Raw genomic sequence first — 20,658 nt, forward strand, 5'->3', positions numbered from 1 at the left:
ATGTTAAAGCTGCCCCCCTTAGAGGCCCTGCGCTACTTTGAAGCCGCAGCCCGCCATTTAAGCTTTACTGCCGCCGCCGATGAGCTTTGTATTTCACAAAGTGCGGTGAGCCAAAAGGTGATTCAGTTGGAGGAACGACTGGGCTATAAGCTGTTTGAACGAAAGCCCCGTCAGCTGCTGCTTACCCAGCGTGGCGCCACCCTCTACCCGGCGGTGAACGCCGCCTTATTGCAGATCCACGACACCCTGAACGACCTCAACCAGAGCCATCAACTCAGTCCGGTGGAGCTGTTCTGCATGCCTTCGTTCGCCTCGCGCTGGCTACTTCCGCGCCTGAGTGACTTTAACCAGCGCTATCCCGAGGTGGTGCTGCACCTCAACGCCCAAGTCAGTGAGCCGAACTTCTACCAGCAACAGGTGGATATTGGGATCTGCCATGGCGTGGGCGATCACCCTGCGCTGGAGCAAGTAAGGCTATTTCGTGACTACATTTACCCAGTCGCCAGTCCGGAGTATTTGGAAAGCCATCCGGTGAACACCCCCGGCGATCTGCAGCGCTGCACCTTGCTGCACGACGCCCTGCCGCAAGCGCGCCTCGCCACCTCCTGGCAAAGCTGGCTTAACGCTATCGGTATGAGTGAGATAGATTGCTCACGCGGTTATCGCTTTAATCAGGCCGACCATATCGTGCGCGCAGCCCTCTCAGGCCAAGGCGTGGCGCTGGCCCGGCATGCGCTGGTGGCCCGTGAAGTGGCCAAGGGCCGCTTAGTGCCCTTGCTCGATCATGTGATTGAAGATGGCGCGGTATATCTGGTGTGCCTACGCAAGCTGCTGGCACGCCCGCAGATCCAAGCGTTTATCAGCTGGATCCGCTCACAAGCAGAAGAGTTCGAGAACCACCATAGCCTACAGCCTTCGTCTAGGGCGTGTTGATCTTTGGGGTTCGGTTTTTGCTGTGAGTTATAGGCTAGTCAGTCCATAAGAGAGGGGGAAATGCGGCTGCAGGAGTGAACGCATCCTAGCTAGTATAAGCATCGATTATGCGAACATAAGCAATCACCGTTTGTCCTGATTCACCGCTTTGCTCAGTATTTTCTCAACAAACGCCTCCGACTGAGGCCTGCCTAAAAGGAGTACTGAGCATGAAAGACTTATTGGAGATCCGTAACGGCGAACGGGTCAAAGGCACCTTTTCCGACCGCGAAATGCAACAGCGACTGGCCACCCTGCGCACCCTGATGGCCGAGCAAAACCTCGATGCCGTGGTGTTCACCTCCATCCAAAACGTGAACTACTACAGCGACTTTTTCTACTGTTCCTTCGGTCGCCCCTTCGGCCTGCTGGTTACCCAGCAGCGCTCGGTCACCATCAGTGCTAACATCGATGGCGGGCTGGCCTCACGGCGCGCCTTTGGCGAACACCTGATCTACACCGACTGGCAGCGCGACAACTTCTACCGTGCCATCAGCTCAGTACTGGGCAAGGTAAAACGGGTGGGGGTTGAAGACGACCACCTCACCTTACAAGGGCAAAGCAAGCTGGCTTTAGCGCTGCCAGAGGCGACCCTGAGCGATGTCAGCGAAGCGGTGATGCGCCTGCGTATGGTGAAATCGAGCGAGGAGATCGCCCTGATTAAACACGGCGCGCGTATTGCCGATATCGGCGGTGCAGCCTGTGTTGAGGCGATTGCCGAGAATGTGCCTGAATACGAAGTCGCGCTGGCGGCCAACACGGCGATGACCCGAGAGATCGCCAAGACCTATCCGCATATGGAGCTGCGCGATACCTGGACCTGGTTCCAGTCGGGGATTAACACCGACGGCGCGCATAATGCGGTCACCAGCCGCCGCCTGCAAAAAGGCGATGTGCTTAGCCTTAACTGCTTCCCGATGATGGCCGGCTACTACACCGCACTAGAGCGTACCTTGTTCCTCGATCACTGTAGCGATGAGCAGCTACGGATCTGGGAGATCAACTGTGAGGTCTATCGCCGCGGTCTGGAGCTGCTGGTACCGGGTAACCGCTGCTGTGATATAGCCGCAGAGTTGAACGAGATCTACGCCAAGCACGGCTTGCTCGAATATCGCACCTTCGGGTATGGTCACTCCTTTGGCGTACTCAGCTATTACTACGGACGGGAAGCTGGCCTGGAACTGCGTGAAGACATCGACACCGTGCTCAAGCCGGGCATGGTGGTATCGATGGAGCCGATGCTAATGCTACCTGAGCACTTAGCAGGCGCCGGCGGTTACCGCGAGCACGACATTGTGGTGATCACCGAAGACGGTGGTGACAACATTACCGGCTTCCCGGTGGGTCCAGAACATAACATCATCAAGGCCAGCTAATGAACAAAGCCAACCTCATCTACGTGCTTACCATCGCCATGTGGTCGTCACTGGCGGTACTGAGCATCAGTGTCAGCCATCTCGACCCGCTGCTGAGCGTTGGCTTGGTGTTACTGATTGCCTCCCTGCCCAGCTGGCCCAAGTGGCGCTGCTGGCGACTCAGTCCCGGCCATTGGCTGGCCGGGCTGATTGGTATGTTTGGCTACCACGTGTTGCTGTTCGATGCCTTTGGCCGCTCACCCGCAGTCAATGTGAATCTGGTGCAGTATCTGTGGCCGCTATTTATCGTGGTAGCCAGCCCGCTGTTCTCTGGCAAACGCCTTAACTGGGGGCATAGCACCGGTGCCTTGCTGGGCTTCTCTGCCGTGGTGTTATGCCTGGGCGGCCAGCAAGTCGATTGGCACCCTTCTCATCTGTTTGGCTATGTCGAGGCGGTGATCGCGGCCAGTTTCTGGGCTTACTACAGCCTGTACAACAGCAGCAAGGCGGATATGCCGGTAGCGGCCGTGGGCGGATTTTGCTTGGTGGCAGGCCTGATGGCATTAGGTAGCTATGGCCTCACCCAGCCACAGCTGGCACTTCCTCAGCTAAGCGGCAGTGAGTGGTTATCGATTCTTGGTTTGGGTTTAGGTCCGATGGGACTGGCCTTCTACACTTGGGATTACTGCATGCGCCATGGCGACCCACGGGTACTGGGCGCGGCCAGCTATCTCACCCCAGTGCTGTCGATGCTATTGATCGTTGCGGTGTTCCCGGAACACGAGCTGAGTCTCGGTCAGATGGTGGCATTAGCGCTGGTGATTCTCGGTGCTAGCCTTGGCCCTTGGGTGGCCAAGCGACAGAGCGCAAAACCGCAATCAACTACCTTGGAAGTTAGTCCCAGCAGTGGTGGACGCTAGGCCTCACAATATTAATAAAAATGTTGATTAACTGAATAAAAACGTGAGTGATCGGCAGCTTACTCACCAGCCCAATGACGCCGCGTTTATTGGCAGTCAGCGGTTGTTCTAAAGGTTTGCAAAATGCAGTCGATAACTAAATTAGTTCAGCAATATCGAGCTAAGACCTTGTAAAAAAGCTTGTTTTTTGCGATTCTCCTCAGGCCATTATTAAATTAGCATAAAATAAAATAGCGGAAAGGCGGCATCTAAAATGGCGATGCTGATCTCAAGCAACGGTAAATTAGGAAATATCCATGTCTAACAAACTAAGCACGCTCTCTGCGTTGCTTTGCCTAGGGCTCGCCAGTGGCGTAGCACAAGCAAGCGACCAGGTTTACATGTGTAAACATGGGAGTGCCGAGCGTATCATCAGCGTGGTTTACCACGGCGAAAACCAAGGACTTCCCTGCGAAGTAACTTACCAAAAGGACGGCTCATTCGAGACCCTGTGGCGTGCACAAAACACCGAAGGCTACTGTGAAGAAAAAGCCATCGATTTCGTGCAAAAGCAGATTGGTTGGGGCTGGGACTGTGAAGCGCAGCAACCAGCGGTTCCGACTCAGTTGCCTGAGCTAAGCGACGAAAGCGCCAGCTAACGTCCACTCTTTCCTTGCTAAGTGTAAGAAAAGCCACTTGATCCTAAGTGGCTTTAATGACGTTAGTCACTCAGTGATTTATCCCATCTAGCCCACATTCCACCGCCTGCTTCCTGTCTTATCGGCTCGCAAACTGTTGATGTTATAGCGACGACAAATCAATTAATTGATAGAAATATCATGATTAATTAAATATTCACTCACTAAGCGCCTGAGCCTATTCTATAAATCAAAGAGTACTCTCGTTTGATAACAAGGAGCTCAGTATGGCAACAGCGAAAAAACCTAAGGTCTGTTTAGTGCTGCAAGGCGGCGGTGCACTCGGGGCCTATCACATTGGTGCCTATCAGGCATTGGAGGAAGCAGGCTACACCCCAGATTGGCTTGCGGGGATTTCCATCGGGGCGCTTAACGCGACCATTCTAGCGGGCAACCCACCCGAGCAACGCTTGGCCAAACTGGAAGCGTTTTGGGATGCTATCTCACGCCCTGGCACCGATGTGCAACTCCCGGCTGAGATGGAGCCCAATGCGGCGACCCTGTTTAATACCGCCAGTGCCACTAGCGCTCTGATGTTCGGTCAGCCCAACTTCTTTTTCCCCCGGCCGATCAACCCCTACTTTGCGTTTCCCGGTCAGGCGGCCACCAGCTTCTATGACACCGGCCCGATCTTTAAAACCCTGCAAAAGTTGGCCGACTTCGATCTGATTAATAGCAGCAAAACTCGACTCACGGTGGGCGCAACCCGCGTTACCGACGGCGAACTGGTGTTCTTCGATAGCGAAAGCGACACCATGCAACCGGCCCATTCGGTTGCCAGTGGTTCGCTGCCACCGGGCTTCCCGGCCACCCAAGTGGGGGAAGACTTCTATTGGGATGGCGGTGTGGTATCGAACACCCCGCTAAACGGTATTCTCGATCTGGCCAAGGACGAAGAGCTGCTGATCTTTATGGTGGATCTGTGGAATGCCCGCGGCGAGATGCCCCGCACCATGAACGAGGTGCTATGGCGGCAAAAAGAGATCCAGTACGCCAGCCGCACCAGCCACCATATCGAGCAAGTAGTTGCCAAGCACAACCTTAAGGCCTTGGTGGATGATTCCGGAGAGCTGATCGCCAGTGAGGCGGTCTCCGATGCCGACCGCCTCAAGGCCGGTAACAAGATCAACATCGTGCACATCACCTATGATGCCATCGCCGGGCATATCCCACTCAGCGACACCGAGTTCTCGCGCCGCTCGATTCGACTGCGCCGTGAGTGTGGCTATCAGGATATGCAACGCGCCTTGGCAGACTCGCCATGGCAGCAGGACAACCAAGTGCTGCCAGTGCGCTGCCATATGCTGCGCAGCTCCGATCCGGTTACCAAGGCGATCACCAAGGCCGCAGCAGCCAGTAAACCTGCAGCGAAGGCCCCGGCCAAGAAAGCCCCTGCGGCCAAAACAGCCACAGCTAAGCCGGCAACAGCTCAAGCAGCAAACGATGAAGTGAAAGTAGAAGCGGTCACAAAAGAGGAGAAAACAGCAGTTAAAGCACCAGCTACTATAGCTGCGGCCACTAAACCTGCAACAAAAGCGGCTGCCAAAAAGACCACAGCCAGAGCCCCAAGAAAAACTGCAAAGGCACCGGCGAAATCGAAGTAAATCGTTAAGCTAGAGTCAGCCCGGAGTAAGGCCTTGCGCTTTACTCCGCGCTTTCCAGCACGGCATCTTCGCCTTGTTCTACCGATTCGCAGTACTCTTCCCAAATCAGTGACATTTCTTGACGGCTATCCATGTTGATACTCCTTAGCTCTAATCCTTGATGATCGGCAATCATGCGCAAACGTTCATGCTAAGCACCTGATGCACAACAATATTAAACAGCCGACAAGGCCATGAGCAAGATTTTCTTATGCAAAATCGAGGGTAAAATTAGTTTTTCTAATGGGAGTAAAAGGCGGTTGGAAGCAAGTACGCAGGGCGTCGGGGAATTAGCCATAATATGTATCATGTAACGGCGAGCAATGAAATGAAGATTTTGCCTAATAAGCACACTAACGGCTCGAACCACTGAACATGAGCCAATATTGCGATATAAAATATGGCAAAACGCCGCTATCTCTAGCGGCGTTTTGCTCTTCTCTATTCGAGCTAGCAAGCAATGCGAGAGTTACTTAAGGAACTCAAACCAGTGAACGTTACCTGGCGAACCGCCACTGCCACCGGTTAGGAACTCAACCTTCATGGTGTACTCGCCTGCTGGCAGCTCAACCGAGCCTGCATCCACAGTGGTGTACACACTCCAGTCGTAAGTCGGCTCCATCTCAACGTTATCCAGAATCACTTCTTGGTCTAGCCATACTCGTAGGGTACCAGCAGTACCACCACCGTGGCCTACATGGAACTTGGCTTGATAGGTGCCCGCTTCCTGAATGTTTACGCTGTAGTTCAGCCACTCGCCAGGCTCAGTCCAGCCCACCACAAAACCGCCGGGAGCAGTACCAATGCCTACCGCTTCGTCGGTACGGTATTCAATCTTCCACTCTTTCCAACCTTGGTTTTCGCTACTGTTGTCGCTATAGCCCACACCTTGACCACCCAAGTCGTAGTCTTCAGCAGCGATGCGACCGGGGATAGCAAAGGCTTCACCACGGTAAGGAGTCGACTTGCCAGTTTCAGCAGGGAACACTGCAGCCGGGCCGGCTTCGACGGCGGCTTCAGCGGTTTCTTGCTTGTCATATTGCGCACATGCGCCCAGTAAAGTGGCACACAGCCCTGCCAAGAGGCTGTATTGATATACGTTGGCGTGTTTTTCCATTTGGCTACATTCCTTTTTGCCTGAATTTCGAGTTTTATTTTATGTTTAAAAATTATTCAAACAGTGAGGTTGCGCCCAAAAACTGAAACCGGTTTCAGAAAATCTCTTTTTGTCTACTCAATAAGAGATAGCCATTCACTCTCAGTCAGTGACTAGTCTCTTCTATACTCACCATTAGCTTGCTGCGCGGAGATGCCCATGGAACGTCAGCTCACCCTTGCCCAGATAGAGTCTCGGCTACTCAGCCAAGACTTCACCCAACTGCCCTTTTCTGATTTGCTGCAAAACATTAGCGACGATCCTCAGCTGCAGCAATTTGCCCCAGACGGGGTCTGCCAGATAGACCCACGCAATGGCACCTTAGTCATCTACAACTCGGCCCGAGCCAAGCGAATACATACCACCGCCAGCCCTAACCCCAACAATCTGGTGGATTGCGCCTGTCCAATCTGCGACGGTCACGTTGGCGATATTCTCGACTATGCCGAGCACAGCGAAGGCTTCACCTTCGTGAACAAAAACCTTTATCCGATCTTCTTACCCATCGATGAGCTACCCTGCGAGTCGGCCGACTACTTTGAACATCAAGACCCCGAACACCGAGGCCGCAGCTCCTATGGCTTTCACCTGTTGCAGTGGACCTCTTCTATCCATACCCGCGACTGGCACAATATGCCGTTTGACGATGCGTTGATTAGCTTCCAACGCCTGGCTGCGATTGAGCACAGCCTGCTACATCAGCCCAGTGAGTTTATGTCGCGCTCGATGATTCAGATGGCCCAGCAGAGCGTCAGTGGCTATGTGTCAGTGATCAAAAACTATGGCGCTGCGGCGGGGGCATCGCTTACCCACGGCCATCAGCAGATCGGCTATAGCAACATCCTGCCCCAGCAGTTCTTTAACAACCTGCGCTTTCGCAAGCGCAACGACAAACCATTCAGCCAGTTTATCTTGGAAGAGAACCCCAAGGAGTTGCAGGTCTGGGACTTTGGCGAGGTACTGTTGGTGGTGCCCTACTTTATGAAGCGCCCCTTCGATATGTTACTGTTGGTTAAAGATACTGAGGTGCGCTATCTGCACCAGCTTAGCGACAAGCAACAGCAGCAAGTCGTTAAGGCGATTCAGGCGGTATGCGCCAGCCTGATCGCTCTGATGCAGCAAATGGGCAAGGTCCCGGCTTTTAATTTCATGGTCAACAACGGCCCCGGCTGTGGCTTGTACATCGAGTTTCTGGCCAAAACCCAGCTGATGGGTGGCTTCGAGCAGATCGGTCTGTACGTCTGCCAAGCCAACCCAAAAGCCTGCGCCGAGGAACTGCGCACACAGATAGCGCAACAGCTCAAATCAGGCTAGGGCCTGTTAGCACAAGGAACTGCAATGCCACTCTCACAACGTCTGCCACTGGGGCAACTGCCCACGCCGGTGCAGCCACTGCCCCGCCTATCCCAAGCCTTAGGTGGCCCACAGCTATTGATTAAGCGTGACGACTTAACTGGTTTGGCGTTAGGTGGCAACAAAGTGCGTAAACTCGCTTACTTGCTCTCGGATGCCCTCGCCAAGGGCCATGATTGCATCGTCACCGCCGGCGCAGCTCAGTCGAACCACTGTCGTCAAACGGCAGCCGCCTGCGCTCAGCTTGGACTGCCGTGTCACCTGCTGTTAGGCGGCGAGCCACCAAAAGAGGTGAGCGGAAACCTGCTGCTCGATCACCTGTTTGGCGCGACGGTCCACTGGTGTGGCGAGCAGCGCAAGGGCGAGGATGCCGCCGCCTTGCTGGCACAACTTAAATCCCAAGGGCTGAACCCTTACCTGGTCCCCTATGGCGGCTCCAGCCCGATTGGCGCACTCGGCTTTGTGGATGCCATCCATGAGCTGGATAAGCAGATGGCAGAAGCGTTGCCCAGCCATATCGTGTTCGCCTCCAGCTCGGCGGGCACCCATGCCGGTATGTTGGTTGGCCGCGCTCAGCTCGGGCATGACTATCAGCTGCTAGGCATCAATATCGACAAGCAGCCCGGTGAGCAGCCCTTCGTTGAGCGTATCTATCAACTCGCCCAGCAGACCTCAAAGTTATTCGCTACAACAACTGCCGTACAACGCGCCGATCTGCATCTGTTGGATGACTACTTAGGCGAAGGCTACGGCGTGGTGGGCGATGCTGAACGAGAGGCGATTTCGCTGTGCGCGCGCTATGAAGGAATACTGCTAGATCCGGTCTATACCGGGCGCGCCATGGCAGGGCTTATCGATCTGATACGTCAAGGCAGGCTGAACCAGCAACACCGGGTACTGTTTTGGCACACCGGCGGCGCCCCTGCGCTGTTTGCCTACGCAGACCAACTGCAACTGACGTAGCGGCCATTACCACGCTAAAAACCGCACCCCGTTCAAATTTTCGCCACAATCTTATTGATTAAACATTAAGTTGCGAAGGCCCTCACCTTAACTAGTTCTGTTTATCTACATAATTAGAGGTGAATAACCAATGTATACCCGAACTACCTCAAGATGCAGGATTCAGAGGAACTCAATGTCTGTAGGGCGAGGCGGAAGCATGAAGGAATGATGAATCATTTCAAGTACTTCCAACGAAGAACTATAGACATTGAGCTCCTCCCAAAGGGCGAGTTTTCCAAACCCTCATTCTGCGTTACTGCTCCTTGATTTAGACCACTAGATCGGCGGAACAGTGCCTTGCTTGAGGGCTTGAAAAATCTCGCTGAACAAGCATCTTGAGGTGGTTCGGGTATAAGTAATAACGTTGGAAAGGAGGGGCATATGACACATCCCGCTATCAGTGTGTTCACCGCTACCTTACTCAGCTCAGGCGTAGCATGGGCTGAGCCTCAGCAGCAGCTTGGCCTGCAAACCTTGTGGCTGCACGCCGCAACATGGGCCATCTTAATCGGCCTACTGTGCTCAAAGGTGTCTGCTTGCTGGCTCATTGGGGTGCTGGTTACCGGAACGCTGTTTCATGTGGCATCAGATAACTTCAGCAAAGGCCTGGGAGAGTCTCACGGTTCGCTATACATACTCTCCACCTACATGTCTGCGCTGCTACCCTTGGCTGGTGCTATCGCAGGACTGTGTTACCACCACTACCATCAACGCGTTGTCTCTTGAGCCCATAGCTACAAGCTTGAACCATAGCTACAAGCGTGAGCCTTAGCTAGCAGACAGAGCGCGTATCTAGCCCCGCTTTCCACTCGGCGGGGATAAGCCCTGTGTATTGCCTAAAAACTTCATTGATTCCCTGCTGCGGCTTGCGCTGTAACAACTAAGCTGTGATTAGCACTTGCCAACTCTCGCTTACTGCGCAAGGATCGGCGCGAATTTATCAGGAGCTAACTATGAGCCAAACTACCCTTGAAGCCTTTGCCGCTGAAGTCATTGAGACTGGCGTGCTTTGGTTGCTGAGCAGCGACGAAGACTATCTGGTGATCGACTCTATCGACTTTGAAGACACCGACGTACTGCCGGTATTCTCAAGCGAAAGTGCCGCCAAAGCCTTGTGCACCGAAGACTGGGCTGAGTACTCAGCGCAAAAGGTCGATCTCAATGACTTCTTTGAAGAGTGGCTGCCGAGCCTGGATGAAGATGGGGTGATGGTCGGTGTAGATTTCGACGAGATGCTCAAAGGCGATGAGGTGGAAGCCTTTACCTTGGGCAAGGCCTTGGCTGACCAAGAAGCCAGCTAAAAACCTCTTTATAGGAGCTACATAAGAGCTACTTAAGAGCTATCTATAAGAGAGTGCTATCAGAAGGCACGATCAGCCAGCGTAATCGGGGCGAACAGGCACAGGCTTGTTCGCCCTAACTTAACTATTTCTTCTCAAAGCGGATATCGGTAAAGCCCATCCGTTTAAACTCCGCATCGCGAAACTGCCTTAGTGCAGCTCCACCACGGGTGGTTTGTTCAACCTGCCGTTCCATCGCCAGATACTGGGTCAAATCGACGCCTTCAGCCGCTGCTACTGCCTGATGCAGGTCATGGAAGCGATCGTTGGCAAAGCTGATGGTTTTTTCCTGACCTTTGAAGCGGTAATGAATGAGTCTGGCCATGTTGGTCTCCCGGTAAATTGCGGCGCAAGCATAGCATGAACGGCAACTTAGGGAAGGCGTTTTGCCACGCGCTGACTGTGGTCCAGTTCGACCGAAACCTTCTGAGCCGACCAACCGTGTTGCTTATCGTGGGCTTCGATATACACCACCCGCAGATGACGTGGGATGATGACGCCGCGCAGACTACGGGTAAAGGGCTGCTCGTCTACATGGGGGTGGTGCAAAATCCGCTCACCGAGCACGGTGCCTTGGGCATCCACCACGCGCCAGCGATCGGCATAGTGCTGCCAACCACTGTCTTAGTGACTCAAGGTTACCGCCACATTCCAGCTGCGGCTAGCCCCCGGGGTGACCACTACGTCTTCAATGGTGACCTGTCCGGCCAGCAGCGGAAAGCTAGTTAAGCACAGCAACATCCAGTTTCGCATCGACCTTCCTTCGATAAGTGGTGATAGCAGAATCAATAGTATACCCGAACAACCTCAAGATGCTTGTTCAGCGAGATTTACCAGTCCCTCAGGCAAGGCACTGCTCCGCCGATCTAGTGGTCTAAATCAAGGAGCGGTAACGCAGTATGAGGGACTGGTAAACTCGCCCTTCGGGAGGCGCTCAATGTCCATAGCTCTTTGTTGAAAACACTCGAAATGAGTCGTCATTCCTTCGTATTTTCTCCTCGCCCTATGGACATTGAGCACCTCTGAATCCTGCATCTTGAGGTTGTTCGGGTATAACTGATGGATGCGACAGGCTTCAAACCGATACGCACAAACGCGTTGGCTCAGGGCGGTATACCACCACGCTACTTTGACCTGCCGATTTGGCCTGCTTCTTCGCTGCCGATAGCTGCAGGGCGTAGTCGTCGACCCGCTTCAATGCTGGATGGGCAGGCACCAGGCCAATCGACAGTGAGACCAGCGGAAACTCGCGTTTCTCACCGCTGCGGTCCAGTGCCGAGACCGTACCGTGGTTGTAGTCTTTGTCGTTATACAACTCGCGTTGGGAGTGAACGAAGTCTTTGCAGATTTGCTGACAGATCTCCTCGCCACTCTCGCTGTTAAACACCGTGACAAAGTCATCGCCGCCGACATGGCCGACAAAGTGCCCGCGCGATTCACAGTGGCGACGCAGCAGCTTGCCCACCAGCTGGATCACCTCGTCACCGCGTTGATAGCCGTACAGATCGTTGTAAGGCTTAAAGTGGTTAATGTCGACGTAGGCGACGGTGAAGTCAGCCTCTGCGTCAATCTGCTGCTGGATATGTTGGTTGATCGGCACATTGCCCGGTAACAGGGTCAGCGGGTTGGCATGGCGGGCGTGCATCAGGCGCACCTCGGTGATCCGCCGCAGCAAATCACGGGTGTTGCCCATGCCCACATAGCGGCCTTGGTCGACAATCACAAAGTGCTGGCGCACGTACATATCGTCTTCGTCGGTGACCATCTGCGAGACCTCTCCAAGGCTGGCCATCTTCTCCACCACAATCGCATTGTCGGTGACCAGCTCAGAGGCGCGCTTCTTGGCATACAGCGCACGGCCATAGGGGCCAGATAGCATCTCCAGCACCAAGGCGCGATGAATCAGGCCGATCAATCGCCCGTTGTGCACCACCGGTAAGGAGGAGTACTGCTCACGGTTTTTAAAGCGGTCCCACACCTTGGCCAGCGTCACGTTGATCGGCAGCGGCTCCACATAGCTACACAGCACCTGCACCGTTTCGCTGTACTTGATCGGCAATGCGTTGACCGCGCTTAGCTTGTCGTCGTCCAGCTCGCAGCTAAGCTTGGGCATGGTGCTGGGACGCCCCAGATAGAAGCCCTGACATAGGTTAATCCCCAACTGATTGACCGTTTGCAGCTCGGCGCGGGTTTCCACCCCCTCGGCGATAATGCCGCAGCCTAAACGCTGGGAGAGCTCGACGATGCCGCGCATAAACTCGTGCTTAACTGGATCTTTGTCGATGTCTTTGATGAAGTGACGATCGATTTTGACGTACTCGGGGTGTAGCTCTGACCACAGTCGCAAGCCCGAATAGCCCGCGCCCAAATCATCGATGGCAAACACGAAGCCATGTTCGCGGCAACGCTCTAGCTGCTTGGCCAGGGCCTGAATATCGCCAATCACGTAACTTTCGGAGAGCTCCATCACCAAGTCGCCACTGCGCAGCTGGTAGCGCTCAACCATGTTCTCCAGCCATTCAAGGGTTGAGTGATCCCCTAGCACCACCGGCGAGAAGTTGAGAAACAGCCGCCCCGGTTTCCCTAGCAGCACATAACAAGCAATCGCCTGTTCACTGACCGCGCGCTCAACCGCAAATAGCAGGTCATACTGTTGGGCGGTGGCGAAGATGCGTTCTGGAGAGAATAAACTGCTGCCTTCGGGGCCACGCACCAAGGCCTCCAAACCCAGTAATTGACCACTTTTACAGTCAATAATTGGCTGGAATAAGGTGGTGAACAGCCGCTCAGTTAAAATCCGTTTTAACTCGTGTAGATCGTGTTCCATTTCCGTGGTTCCCTAGAAAACGGCTAAAGTAACTGATTTATATGATGAATTAGATGTATGACATTATCTTTACAGGCTTACCAGATGAGTAAGTATGTACTACGCCTTACTGTTACGTTGGATTGACAGGCTGTTGGGGGCTAGAAGAAGCAGTGGTTTGTGCTGGGTTTGGCGACATAAACTGCCGATAGTACGTGGCATGTGGGTACAGATAGGACAAAGCATCTAATACTGAGTAGGCTGCAATTTACTGCTTATTTGGATGTGCGCTACTGGCTAGTTGTGCAGTTTTTGCCACGGTAGCCACGATAAGCCTAGCTCCAATGACTGACGCATCGCCGCAGCCCGCTGCTGATGAAAGCCATACACCCGCAAGCCAAAGATATGCATCATCAAACTACTGGCATAGGCCGCGGCCTGCTCAGCAGAGAAGGCCTGAGTCAAGTATGTCACATAGCGCTGTTCGATCTCGCTCAGTAACTGTCCCGCTAACTGATGTAGCTCAGAATCTGCCTCCAACTCCAACCAGCTGCGCACCAAAAAACAGCTGAAGTAGTCGCTGCAACGCGACTCATCCACCAGCTTTAGCAGCAACTGACAGAGCGCCAATGGCACATCGGCGGCACCCGATAACTGGCTATCGATCATCTGCTTGCTGTGCTCGGCATAGCGTTTTAAGCAAGCGCCGTATAGCCCCTCTTTGCTGTCAAAGGCTAAGTAGATACTGCCGGGCTTGAGCCCAGTTGCCTGAACAATTTGCTGCATTGAGCCCCCAGCAAAGCCGCGCTGCCAAAACAACTGCATGGCATTGTCGATCACTTGGTCTCGGTCAAACTGCGCTCTGGCCATTGGCTCTCCTGCATCTGCACTAAGGACGTTTCTGCGACGTTTCTGCGTGGGGTGGTTAAGCTAAGTTTAATGAATTTTGAATGAATGTTCAAAATCAACTTGAATGATTGCTCAAGCTCTGCTTGAATAAATTTGAACGAGCATTCAAGTTAACTAACTGCGTTAAGCGCTCAAAGACCTTTTCCATTACTGACATCACTGAAAGGACGCTACCATGACATTGCAACAAGCTATCGCTGACTACCGCGCCGGATTCAAAACCAAGGTGCCCGAAGATATCCAGCAAACCATGGCCAACGCCACCCAAGCACTGCTTGATTCAGGCATTAGCGATGCCGCCCCCAAGCAAGGCGAGGCCCTAGCCAGCTTTACCCTGAGCAACCAGCTAGGCGAAACCCGCAGCCTTGAGCAACTGCTCGAGCAAGGGCCACTGGTGATCACCTTCTATCGCGGCGGTTGGTGCCCCTACTGCAATCTGGAGCTCAAGGCCTATCAAGATGTTCTGCCCGAGCTGAAACAAGCTGGCGCGAACTTGGTGGCAATCACCCCTGAGCTACCCGACCAGTCGCTGTCGACCGCCGAGAAGAACGCCTTGCAGTTTGAGGTGCTGAGCGATCCACAATCGCGTTATGCCAAGGAGTTAGGCTTGGTGTTCTCACTACCCGAAGAGCTGCGCCCCATCTACCTGAGCTTTGGTATCGATGTGGAAGCGCATAACGGTGAAGGCCAGTTTGACCTGCCACTGGCGGCCACCTTTGTGGTAGCGCAAGATAAAACCATCATCAGCGCCTTTGTGGATGCCGACTACACCAAGCGCCAAGAGCCGAGCGAGATTGTGGCCCTGCTAAGCAAGTAAGATGCGAGTCACAACGAGGGCCTTACCAGGCCCTCGTTGTGACTAAGACTGCTGAGCCAGCCACTGCTTCGGCGAGCAGGCAAAACGGCCACGAAAAGCCCGATTCAAGCCCGACAAACTGGCGTAGCCCACCTCTTCGGCAACAATCGCCAGCGGCCTGCCCGCTAACAACAGCTGCTGAGCCTCGGCCAAACGCAACTCACTCAGATACTCCCCCGGCGAACATTGCATCACCTCAGAGAAGGTCTGGGCAAAGCTGCTGCGCGACATGCCCGCCTGCTCGCTAAGGCTCTGTAGGCTGTGCACTTGGCTGAGATCCTCATGGATAGCGTTTAGAGCCTTCACCAACTTGGGATGACACAACCCCGCCAACACCCCTTGTTGAAACTTGCCGCGACTTAAAAGTTCGCGAAGCAGCAGAGTAATCAACACCTCACTTAGCCGGTCGCTGATTAGCTGCCGGCCCGGCTCGCTGGCAAAGGCCTCGGCGAACAACATCTCCAAGCAGCGCTGCAGCTGTGGGAACTCGAATAGCGGCAGCAATAAGTACTCCGGCAGGGCTTGCTCAATCAAGCGGCCACTGCCGCTGCCAAAACTCAAATCAGCGCACACCAGGCTGGCCGACTCATCGGGGCTAAACAGCCGATGGCTTTTAGCGCGCGGGAAAAACAGTAGGTGTGGCTGGTCAATCTTCTGCACTGCGTGTCCGCTGATTTGCAGCTCCAAGCGGCCGCTCTGTAGCAGATGCAAATGCCCACCTTGGGCCTTATCGAATTGACTCAAGCCGCAGAGCGGGCCGGAGTGAAACACGCCCGCTTTAATCGCGAGGCGCTGTAATAGGCTAGAAAGTTCGTCCATGAATCCCGTTTGTACGATTGGCACACTTTTGCGGATGATAGTCCTCTTTTCCCCTTGCGAGCCAGCGTAAATTTACTTGTGTAACGAGGTTGACCTCAACGCATCACAAGGAGAAGTTTATGAACGCACTAACCAAAACCCTTCGTCGCTCATTCGTTTTCGGCGCGCTCGCCCTGTCCTCATCGGTGTTTGCTGCCGACCCGGGTATGAGTGTCGATGGCAACGATCTGGCCATTCAAGGCTATGACCCGGTTGCCTATTTCACCGACAGCCAGGCTACCCAAGGCAGCAGCGAGTATAGCGCGACCTACAACAACGCCATCTACCACTTCAGCAGCGCCGAGAATCGCGATGCCTTTCGCGCCGATCCGGTGAAATACGCCCCGCAATATGGTGGCTATTGCGCCTTTGGCGTGGCCATGGAGAAGAAGTTCGACACCGACCCACAAGCATGGCGGATCGTCGATGGTAAGCTCTACCTGAATCTGGATGAGAAGGTTCAGAAGCGTTGGCTGGAGAATACTGCCGAGTTTATCGATGATGCCGATAGCAACTGGCTGGAGATTAAAACGGTATCGCCTGCCAAGCTGTAAACACTTGCTGTTCCCTCCCTGTATAAAAAACGCCAAGCATCGTGCTTGGCGTTTTGCATTTGGACAGCTTGGGTAAGGCTGTTAGGCGACGCGATCAACCTCAAAGCGGCCGACAACTTTACTCAAGCGCACGATGGCGTTTTTCACCAAGGTGGTTCGGCGAGTTAGCTGACCTGAAGAGACCTCCAGCGACGAGGTTGTATGCTTGGCTTCGGTAGCCGTGGAGTTGTGCTGCTCACTCTGGCCCGCCAGTTGAGCGATGGCGCCATGCATATCGCTCACCGCTTGTTGTAGCTGCTGGTTGCCCGCACCGCTTTCCACCAAGTTGGCATTGCGGTCCACGTTGGTCACGCCCTGCTCCATCTGGCGCACCGCTTCTTGCGATTTCGCGCGCAGCTTGCTCATGGTCTCACCGATATGGTTGGCCGCCTGCGCAGTCTTGCTGGCCAGGCTGCGTACCTCGTCGGCCACCACCGAGAAGCCACGGCCATGCTCACCAGCACGGGCCGCTTCAATGGCGGCGTTCAGTGCCAGCAGGTTGGTTTGGTCGGTGATCTCGCTAATCAGGCTGACGATATCGCCAATCTGTTTCATATCGGCGTTAACATCATTCACGCTGGCCGCCGATGCCTCAACAATATTGCGGATCGCTTCATTGCTCTCCACCGCGACCTGATACTCTTGGGCGGCCTTGCTTACCACATCATTCATCGCCTGTTGCAACTCTTCCACGGTATGCGAGGCTTGGTTGATCTCCTGCAGCTGATGTTGGGTCAGCCCCAGCAAAGACTCAATCGAGTCGGCGGTTTGCCGGCTGCAATCGTCCACCATGTTACAGCGACGCAGCATCGAACTACTCACCTGCTCCAGCTCGCCGGTGGCATAAATAATGTCACGCACCACCGTCTCCAGATTGTCGATAAAGCTGTTGATCCAACGCCCCAGATCGCCCACTTCGTCGGCGCGGAACTGGCTGCTATCGAGGCGGCGATTCAAGTTACCGCCCCCCTCGGAGACATCTTGCAGCATCTGGCTCATCTGGGCGATGGACGCCGCTAGTGGCTTGGCCTTCACGAAATAGAAGCCAGCAAAACACAGCAGCGCAATCACCGCCGCCATACCAAGTTGGCTGATGTGCGACAGGTCGAACACCACCCCAAGCACTTGTGGCAACATCGCCGCTGCCATTAGTCCCCAGAAATAACCACCTGCTAAGCGCTGCCCCAAGGAGCGATAGCGATGCACTTCTTCCAGATCGGCCTCGCACATCATCCCCCAGCGGTCTTCAGAGCCTTGTAGCTGGAAGGTGACCCCTTTACCGATCACTGGAATATGTCGGTAATCCGAGTAACCGGGGTAGTCCACATACAGGTTGCTGCCGTTTTTAATGGTCTCGCGCACCCCGGGATGCAACTCACCGGTGGCGGGATCGGTAAAGCGGATCTCAAACTCGGTGTGCTTTTGCACCTTCACGGTGCCCCAGCGGGTGTGCACGCCAGATTTAAGGTTCTCGCCGTGGGAGAAGGTGGAGTCTTCAAAGCGTGAGCGCGATAAGGCGGTGCCCGGGCGAGTGGTTGGGTCAACTTGCGAATCGACCATAAACAGGTAGTTATCGCCGGATTCATTAAAGATATGACCGGCTTCGCGCTGGATCAGATCGCCCAGCACATCGTTGGGCACCCGCCCACACAGGCAGCCCACCACTTCGCCTTGCTGCACAAAGGGCTGGAAGAACATCAGGGTCACTTCGTCATGGAAGCTAGAGCTGGATGCCCCCACGGCCAAGGAGCGTTTATCGATATAGGGGCCGTGCAGAAACGGTTTATCCAGACCGCGCGCGACCTTATCCGGGTCGACAATCTGCTCGTTTAAGTGGCCGCTAAAGCTGGATGCCAGTACCCGGCCACGCGGGTCAACTACCGCAAGCTCTGAGAAATCGGCATTGCGCGCCAATAGTTGGGTAAGCACCGTAGTGCGCTCATCGGCCGACTTGGTTGATAGGTACATCTCAGCGTCTTGCAAGAACTCCCACTGGGTATTGGCCCAGCTCTGCATCAGCTTCACCCGAGTCTGGGCAATGCCCTCAAAGGTCTGTTTGATTTGCCCAATTCGATGACGATTCGCCCGGCAGGCAAAGCGCATCGCCAGTTTTCCTGTCTTGCCCCACAGGGGTAACCAACGACGCTCGCGCTCGCTAAGATTCATAGCCTTTCCTTAGTTCATGATTCCCAATCTGTCCAAGATAAATAATTTACTTATAAATTAACTACTTATCCAGCATGGTGTTCATGTTTTTGTCATCCGCTCAAAAGAGAGACCTAAACTAAGTCACTATGCTCGCGGGGCTGCCAGCAAGGTTGGCTGCTCGGCGCAGGGGCGCTGTGGTACCAGCAAAGAGCACAGCAGTGAGAGTGCTGCAAGCATACTGCCAATGGCAAATACCCACGCAGGCGAGTAAAGCCACAGTACGCCTAGCACCACGGGCAGCACTACCGCCGCAATATGGTTGATGGTAAAGCTCACCCCAGCGGTGCTGGCCATATCCTGGGGATCGGCAATCTTCTGTAGGTAGCTCTTAATCGCTATCGCCAGCGCGAAAAAGAAGTGATCGACCACATACAGGCCCGCCGCTGCCCACGGGTGTTCCACCACCGCATAACCGGCAAACACCAAAATCAGGCCGCTGTACTCGAGGATCAATGCTTTGCGCTCACCGACCCGGCCGATCCAGGCGCCGATCTTAGCGGCAAACAACAGGTTAAAGCTTTGGTTAATCAGGTACAACGCGGCAATGTCGGCCACATCGTAGCCGAACTTCTCCACCATCAGAAAGCCGGCAAATTATAATGAACCTCTATTTTGTAAAGTAATATATTCACTATAAGATCATAATCCAATTGGGTAATTGACACCCTTTATTTACAAACATGTCATTTAAAGAGAAAATGAGAGGCACATCTATGAGGTAAGCTATTGTGTGAAGGATCATGGGCGAGTTTGATCAAGTCAAAGTAAAGGAATACAAATATCAAGGGCGATCTTTTGTAACGTTGATCAATCAACATTGCTGCCCTCCATGTCCTTACGTGGCCAACTATATCAATATTGGGCTTAGTGGTAAGGCCCATAACACCAAAGCGCGCTACGTTCGAGAGTTGCTCTTTGTCTTAACGCATTTCAGTTGCCTCAACCCCAAAATCAACCTCGTAAAACGGGTTAATGAGGGAAAATTCCTAACCCTAGGTGAAATCAACAAATTTACTGCCAACGCTAAGTTTATGAGCGACAGCGAGCTTAGTAATGTTGTGACCATTAATCGTTACTCTCAAAAATCCCTTGAAAATGCGATTCATGCTTCGCGAGTCTCTGGAGCTCGTGTCAAAGCAGATACAGCAAGAGGACGAATAAAGCGATTAGCAGACTATCTGAGATTTCTTTACCAGGAAGCCCATTCTGACTGCGATGTCCCAGAGATTGTTGCAGAGCGACACCGGCAAGTTCAGTTTATGCTTGGGGACGAAGCAAAGACGTTAAGAGACTTTGAGGACATTTGCATTGGGTTCAGTGAGTCAGTAATCCCTGCCGATGTTTTCTTTCGGCTATTAGAAATTATTCAACCAACATCGGAAGACAATCCTTTTAAGCACTCCCGCATACGAAATATGCTGATTGTGTTGCTTTTTTTAGAAACAGGCTTAAGGCGCGGAGCAGTCGCCAAACTGAAAATTGAACATTTCAAGTTCTGGGGGAGCTTTGATGAAATCACCATCACTCGTAACCCCGATGACCCCACAGACTCTCGTTCCAAGCGCCCTAGGCAAAAAACCAAGGCTCACCGAGTTTTTTGCCCACCGGAACTAATGCGGCAAATAAAGAACTACATCGATTCGACAAGGCTCTGCTCTGAGGGATCCCCTCATAATTCTGTGAAAACATAGCTGTTTTTTCTCAGCTGCCGGATAAATGCCAGTATCGCCCATTTTATGTCTCGAACTTTTAGCCGATAGCATCCTCCGCGCCTGAGCACCTCTTTGCCCAGCCGCAGCAGTGACAACACATTTCGGTCTCGCACTGTGTTTGCCTGAAAGTGTTTATGCCAACCGGATTTACACGCAAACAGACCAACCCAGTGCAGGACCAATTCCAGCAGTAATGCGATCAGCAACATGATGTCAAAGCGCTTAGGGCAGCGGCTGCGACTATGCCGCAACCCAAAACCGAAGGCCGGGCTTTTTAAATCTCTGAAGGTTTCCT

At 53.7% G+C, this 20,658-nt stretch carries 20 protein-coding genes and 2 pseudogenes; 12 read left to right on the top strand and 10 right to left on the bottom strand.

Annotated features, from left to right (window positions below; all coding sequences use genetic code 11):
• The 5 genes from gcvA to G462_RS23195 all read left to right on the top strand — a co-directional run bounded on the left by gcvA (position 1) and on the right by G462_RS23195 (position 5,528).
• Positions 1 to 933 (top strand): transcriptional regulator GcvA, encoded by a 933-nt coding sequence (gcvA, locus tag G462_RS23180; protein WP_051326822.1) that lies wholly within the window; start codon positions 1 to 3, stop codon positions 931 to 933.
• A 209-nt stretch (positions 934 to 1,142) separates the two neighbouring features.
• Entirely contained in the window at positions 1,143 to 2,348 is a 1,206-nt protein-coding gene (locus tag G462_RS0117005; protein WP_035478148.1) for a M24 family metallopeptidase, read from the top strand.
• Positions 2,348 to 3,247, top strand: a complete 900-nt coding sequence (locus G462_RS23185) for a DMT family transporter (RefSeq protein ID WP_051326823.1) — start codon at positions 2,348 to 2,350, stop codon at positions 3,245 to 3,247. The genes G462_RS0117005 and G462_RS23185 overlap by 1 nt, the downstream gene beginning before the upstream one ends.
• A gap of 296 nt (positions 3,248 to 3,543) precedes the next feature.
• Complete coding sequence (locus G462_RS23190) at positions 3,544 to 3,885, top strand: hypothetical protein (RefSeq protein ID WP_051326824.1); 342 nt, start codon at positions 3,544 to 3,546, stop codon at positions 3,883 to 3,885.
• Positions 3,886 to 4,151: 266 nt separating this feature from the next.
• Positions 4,152 to 5,528, top strand: coding sequence for a patatin-like phospholipase family protein (locus tag G462_RS23195; RefSeq protein WP_084405106.1), 1,377 nt, complete (start codon positions 4,152 to 4,154; stop codon positions 5,526 to 5,528).
• Between the two features lie 508 nt (positions 5,529 to 6,036).
• Here the strand turns inward: G462_RS23195 and G462_RS0117030 are convergent.
• Positions 6,037 to 6,684, bottom strand: coding sequence for a carbohydrate-binding protein (locus G462_RS0117030; protein ID WP_026960060.1), 648 nt, complete (start codon positions 6,682 to 6,684; stop codon positions 6,037 to 6,039).
• 198 nt (positions 6,685 to 6,882) lie between these two features.
• On the opposite strand from G462_RS0117030, the gene G462_RS0117035 reads away from it, so the two are divergent.
• The 4 genes from G462_RS0117035 to G462_RS0117050 all read left to right on the top strand — a co-directional run bounded on the left by G462_RS0117035 (position 6,883) and on the right by G462_RS0117050 (position 10,382).
• A complete protein-coding gene (locus tag G462_RS0117035) occupies positions 6,883 to 8,037 on the top strand; it encodes an HIT family protein (protein WP_026960061.1) in 1,155 nt (384 codons plus the stop codon).
• 24 nt (positions 8,038 to 8,061) lie between these two features.
• Complete coding sequence (locus G462_RS0117040) at positions 8,062 to 9,039, top strand: D-cysteine desulfhydrase family protein (RefSeq protein ID WP_026960062.1); 978 nt, start codon at positions 8,062 to 8,064, stop codon at positions 9,037 to 9,039.
• A 423-nt stretch (positions 9,040 to 9,462) separates the two neighbouring features.
• Positions 9,463 to 9,807 carry a hypothetical protein gene (locus G462_RS0117045; RefSeq protein WP_026960063.1) on the top strand — a complete coding sequence of 115 codons (345 nt, stop codon included), beginning with the start codon at positions 9,463 to 9,465 and terminating at the stop codon, positions 9,805 to 9,807.
• A gap of 227 nt (positions 9,808 to 10,034) precedes the next feature.
• Entirely contained in the window at positions 10,035 to 10,382 is a 348-nt protein-coding gene (locus tag G462_RS0117050) for a DUF2750 domain-containing protein (RefSeq protein WP_026960064.1), read from the top strand.
• 124 nt (positions 10,383 to 10,506) lie between these two features.
• On the opposite strand, the gene G462_RS0117055 is transcribed toward G462_RS0117050, so the two are convergent.
• From G462_RS0117055 to G462_RS0117070, 5 genes are all read right to left on the bottom strand, one after another.
• Entirely contained in the window at positions 10,507 to 10,746 is a 240-nt protein-coding gene (locus G462_RS0117055) for a DUF2960 family protein (protein WP_026960065.1), read from the bottom strand.
• Between the two features lie 47 nt (positions 10,747 to 10,793).
• Positions 10,794 to 11,006: a hypothetical protein gene (locus tag G462_RS24810; RefSeq protein ID WP_211234236.1), complete on the bottom strand. Its 213-nt coding sequence runs from the start codon at positions 11,004 to 11,006 to the stop codon at positions 10,794 to 10,796.
• A gap of 39 nt (positions 11,007 to 11,045) precedes the next feature.
• The gene (locus tag G462_RS25085; protein ID WP_281171865.1) at positions 11,046 to 11,174 is read right to left on the bottom strand and encodes a hypothetical protein; all 129 of its coding nucleotides are present in this window, start codon (positions 11,172 to 11,174) and stop codon (positions 11,046 to 11,048) included.
• A gap of 322 nt (positions 11,175 to 11,496) precedes the next feature.
• Complete coding sequence (locus G462_RS0117065; RefSeq protein WP_026960067.1) at positions 11,497 to 13,248, bottom strand: bifunctional diguanylate cyclase/phosphodiesterase; 1,752 nt, start codon at positions 13,246 to 13,248, stop codon at positions 11,497 to 11,499.
• A gap of 276 nt (positions 13,249 to 13,524) precedes the next feature.
• Positions 13,525 to 14,097 carry a TetR/AcrR family transcriptional regulator gene (locus tag G462_RS0117070; protein ID WP_026960068.1) on the bottom strand — a complete coding sequence of 191 codons (573 nt, stop codon included), beginning with the start codon at positions 14,095 to 14,097 and terminating at the stop codon, positions 13,525 to 13,527.
• Between the two features lie 214 nt (positions 14,098 to 14,311).
• Here G462_RS0117070 and G462_RS0117075 point away from each other — a divergent pair, with 214 nt between their 5' ends.
• A complete protein-coding gene (locus tag G462_RS0117075) occupies positions 14,312 to 14,953 on the top strand; it encodes a peroxiredoxin-like family protein (RefSeq protein ID WP_026960069.1) in 642 nt (213 codons plus the stop codon).
• Between the two features lie 42 nt (positions 14,954 to 14,995).
• Here G462_RS0117075 and G462_RS0117080 read toward each other — a convergent pair whose 3' ends face one another.
• Positions 14,996 to 15,811 carry an AraC family transcriptional regulator gene (locus G462_RS0117080; RefSeq protein ID WP_026960070.1) on the bottom strand — a complete coding sequence of 272 codons (816 nt, stop codon included), beginning with the start codon at positions 15,809 to 15,811 and terminating at the stop codon, positions 14,996 to 14,998.
• Between the two features lie 119 nt (positions 15,812 to 15,930).
• Here G462_RS0117080 and G462_RS0117085 point away from each other — a divergent pair, with 119 nt between their 5' ends.
• Positions 15,931 to 16,404 carry a YHS domain-containing (seleno)protein gene (locus G462_RS0117085; protein ID WP_026960071.1) on the top strand — a complete coding sequence of 158 codons (474 nt, stop codon included), beginning with the start codon at positions 15,931 to 15,933 and terminating at the stop codon, positions 16,402 to 16,404.
• An 81-nt stretch (positions 16,405 to 16,485) separates the two neighbouring features.
• On the opposite strand, the gene G462_RS0117090 is transcribed toward G462_RS0117085, so the two are convergent.
• Both G462_RS0117090 and G462_RS23200 read right to left on the bottom strand, forming a co-directional pair.
• Entirely contained in the window at positions 16,486 to 18,609 is a 2,124-nt protein-coding gene (locus G462_RS0117090; RefSeq protein ID WP_026960072.1) for a methyl-accepting chemotaxis protein, read from the bottom strand.
• 126 nt (positions 18,610 to 18,735) lie between these two features.
• Positions 18,736 to 19,245: pseudogene (locus G462_RS23200) on the bottom strand (MFS transporter); the annotation flags it as partial.
• A gap of 146 nt (positions 19,246 to 19,391) precedes the next feature.
• Here G462_RS23200 and G462_RS24055 point away from each other — a divergent pair.
• Positions 19,392 to 20,342, top strand: coding sequence for a site-specific integrase (locus G462_RS24055; RefSeq protein WP_026960073.1), 951 nt, complete (start codon positions 19,392 to 19,394; stop codon positions 20,340 to 20,342).
• Here the strand turns inward: G462_RS24055 and G462_RS24815 are convergent.
• A pseudogene (locus G462_RS24815) lies at positions 20,321 to 20,658 on the bottom strand (IS4 family transposase); the annotation flags it as partial. The gene G462_RS24055 and the pseudogene G462_RS24815 sit on opposite strands and share 22 nt — an antisense overlap.

It is taken from the genome of Aliagarivorans taiwanensis DSM 22990, assembly GCF_000429505.1.
Lineage (GTDB): Bacteria > Pseudomonadota > Gammaproteobacteria > Enterobacterales > Celerinatantimonadaceae > Aliagarivorans > Aliagarivorans taiwanensis.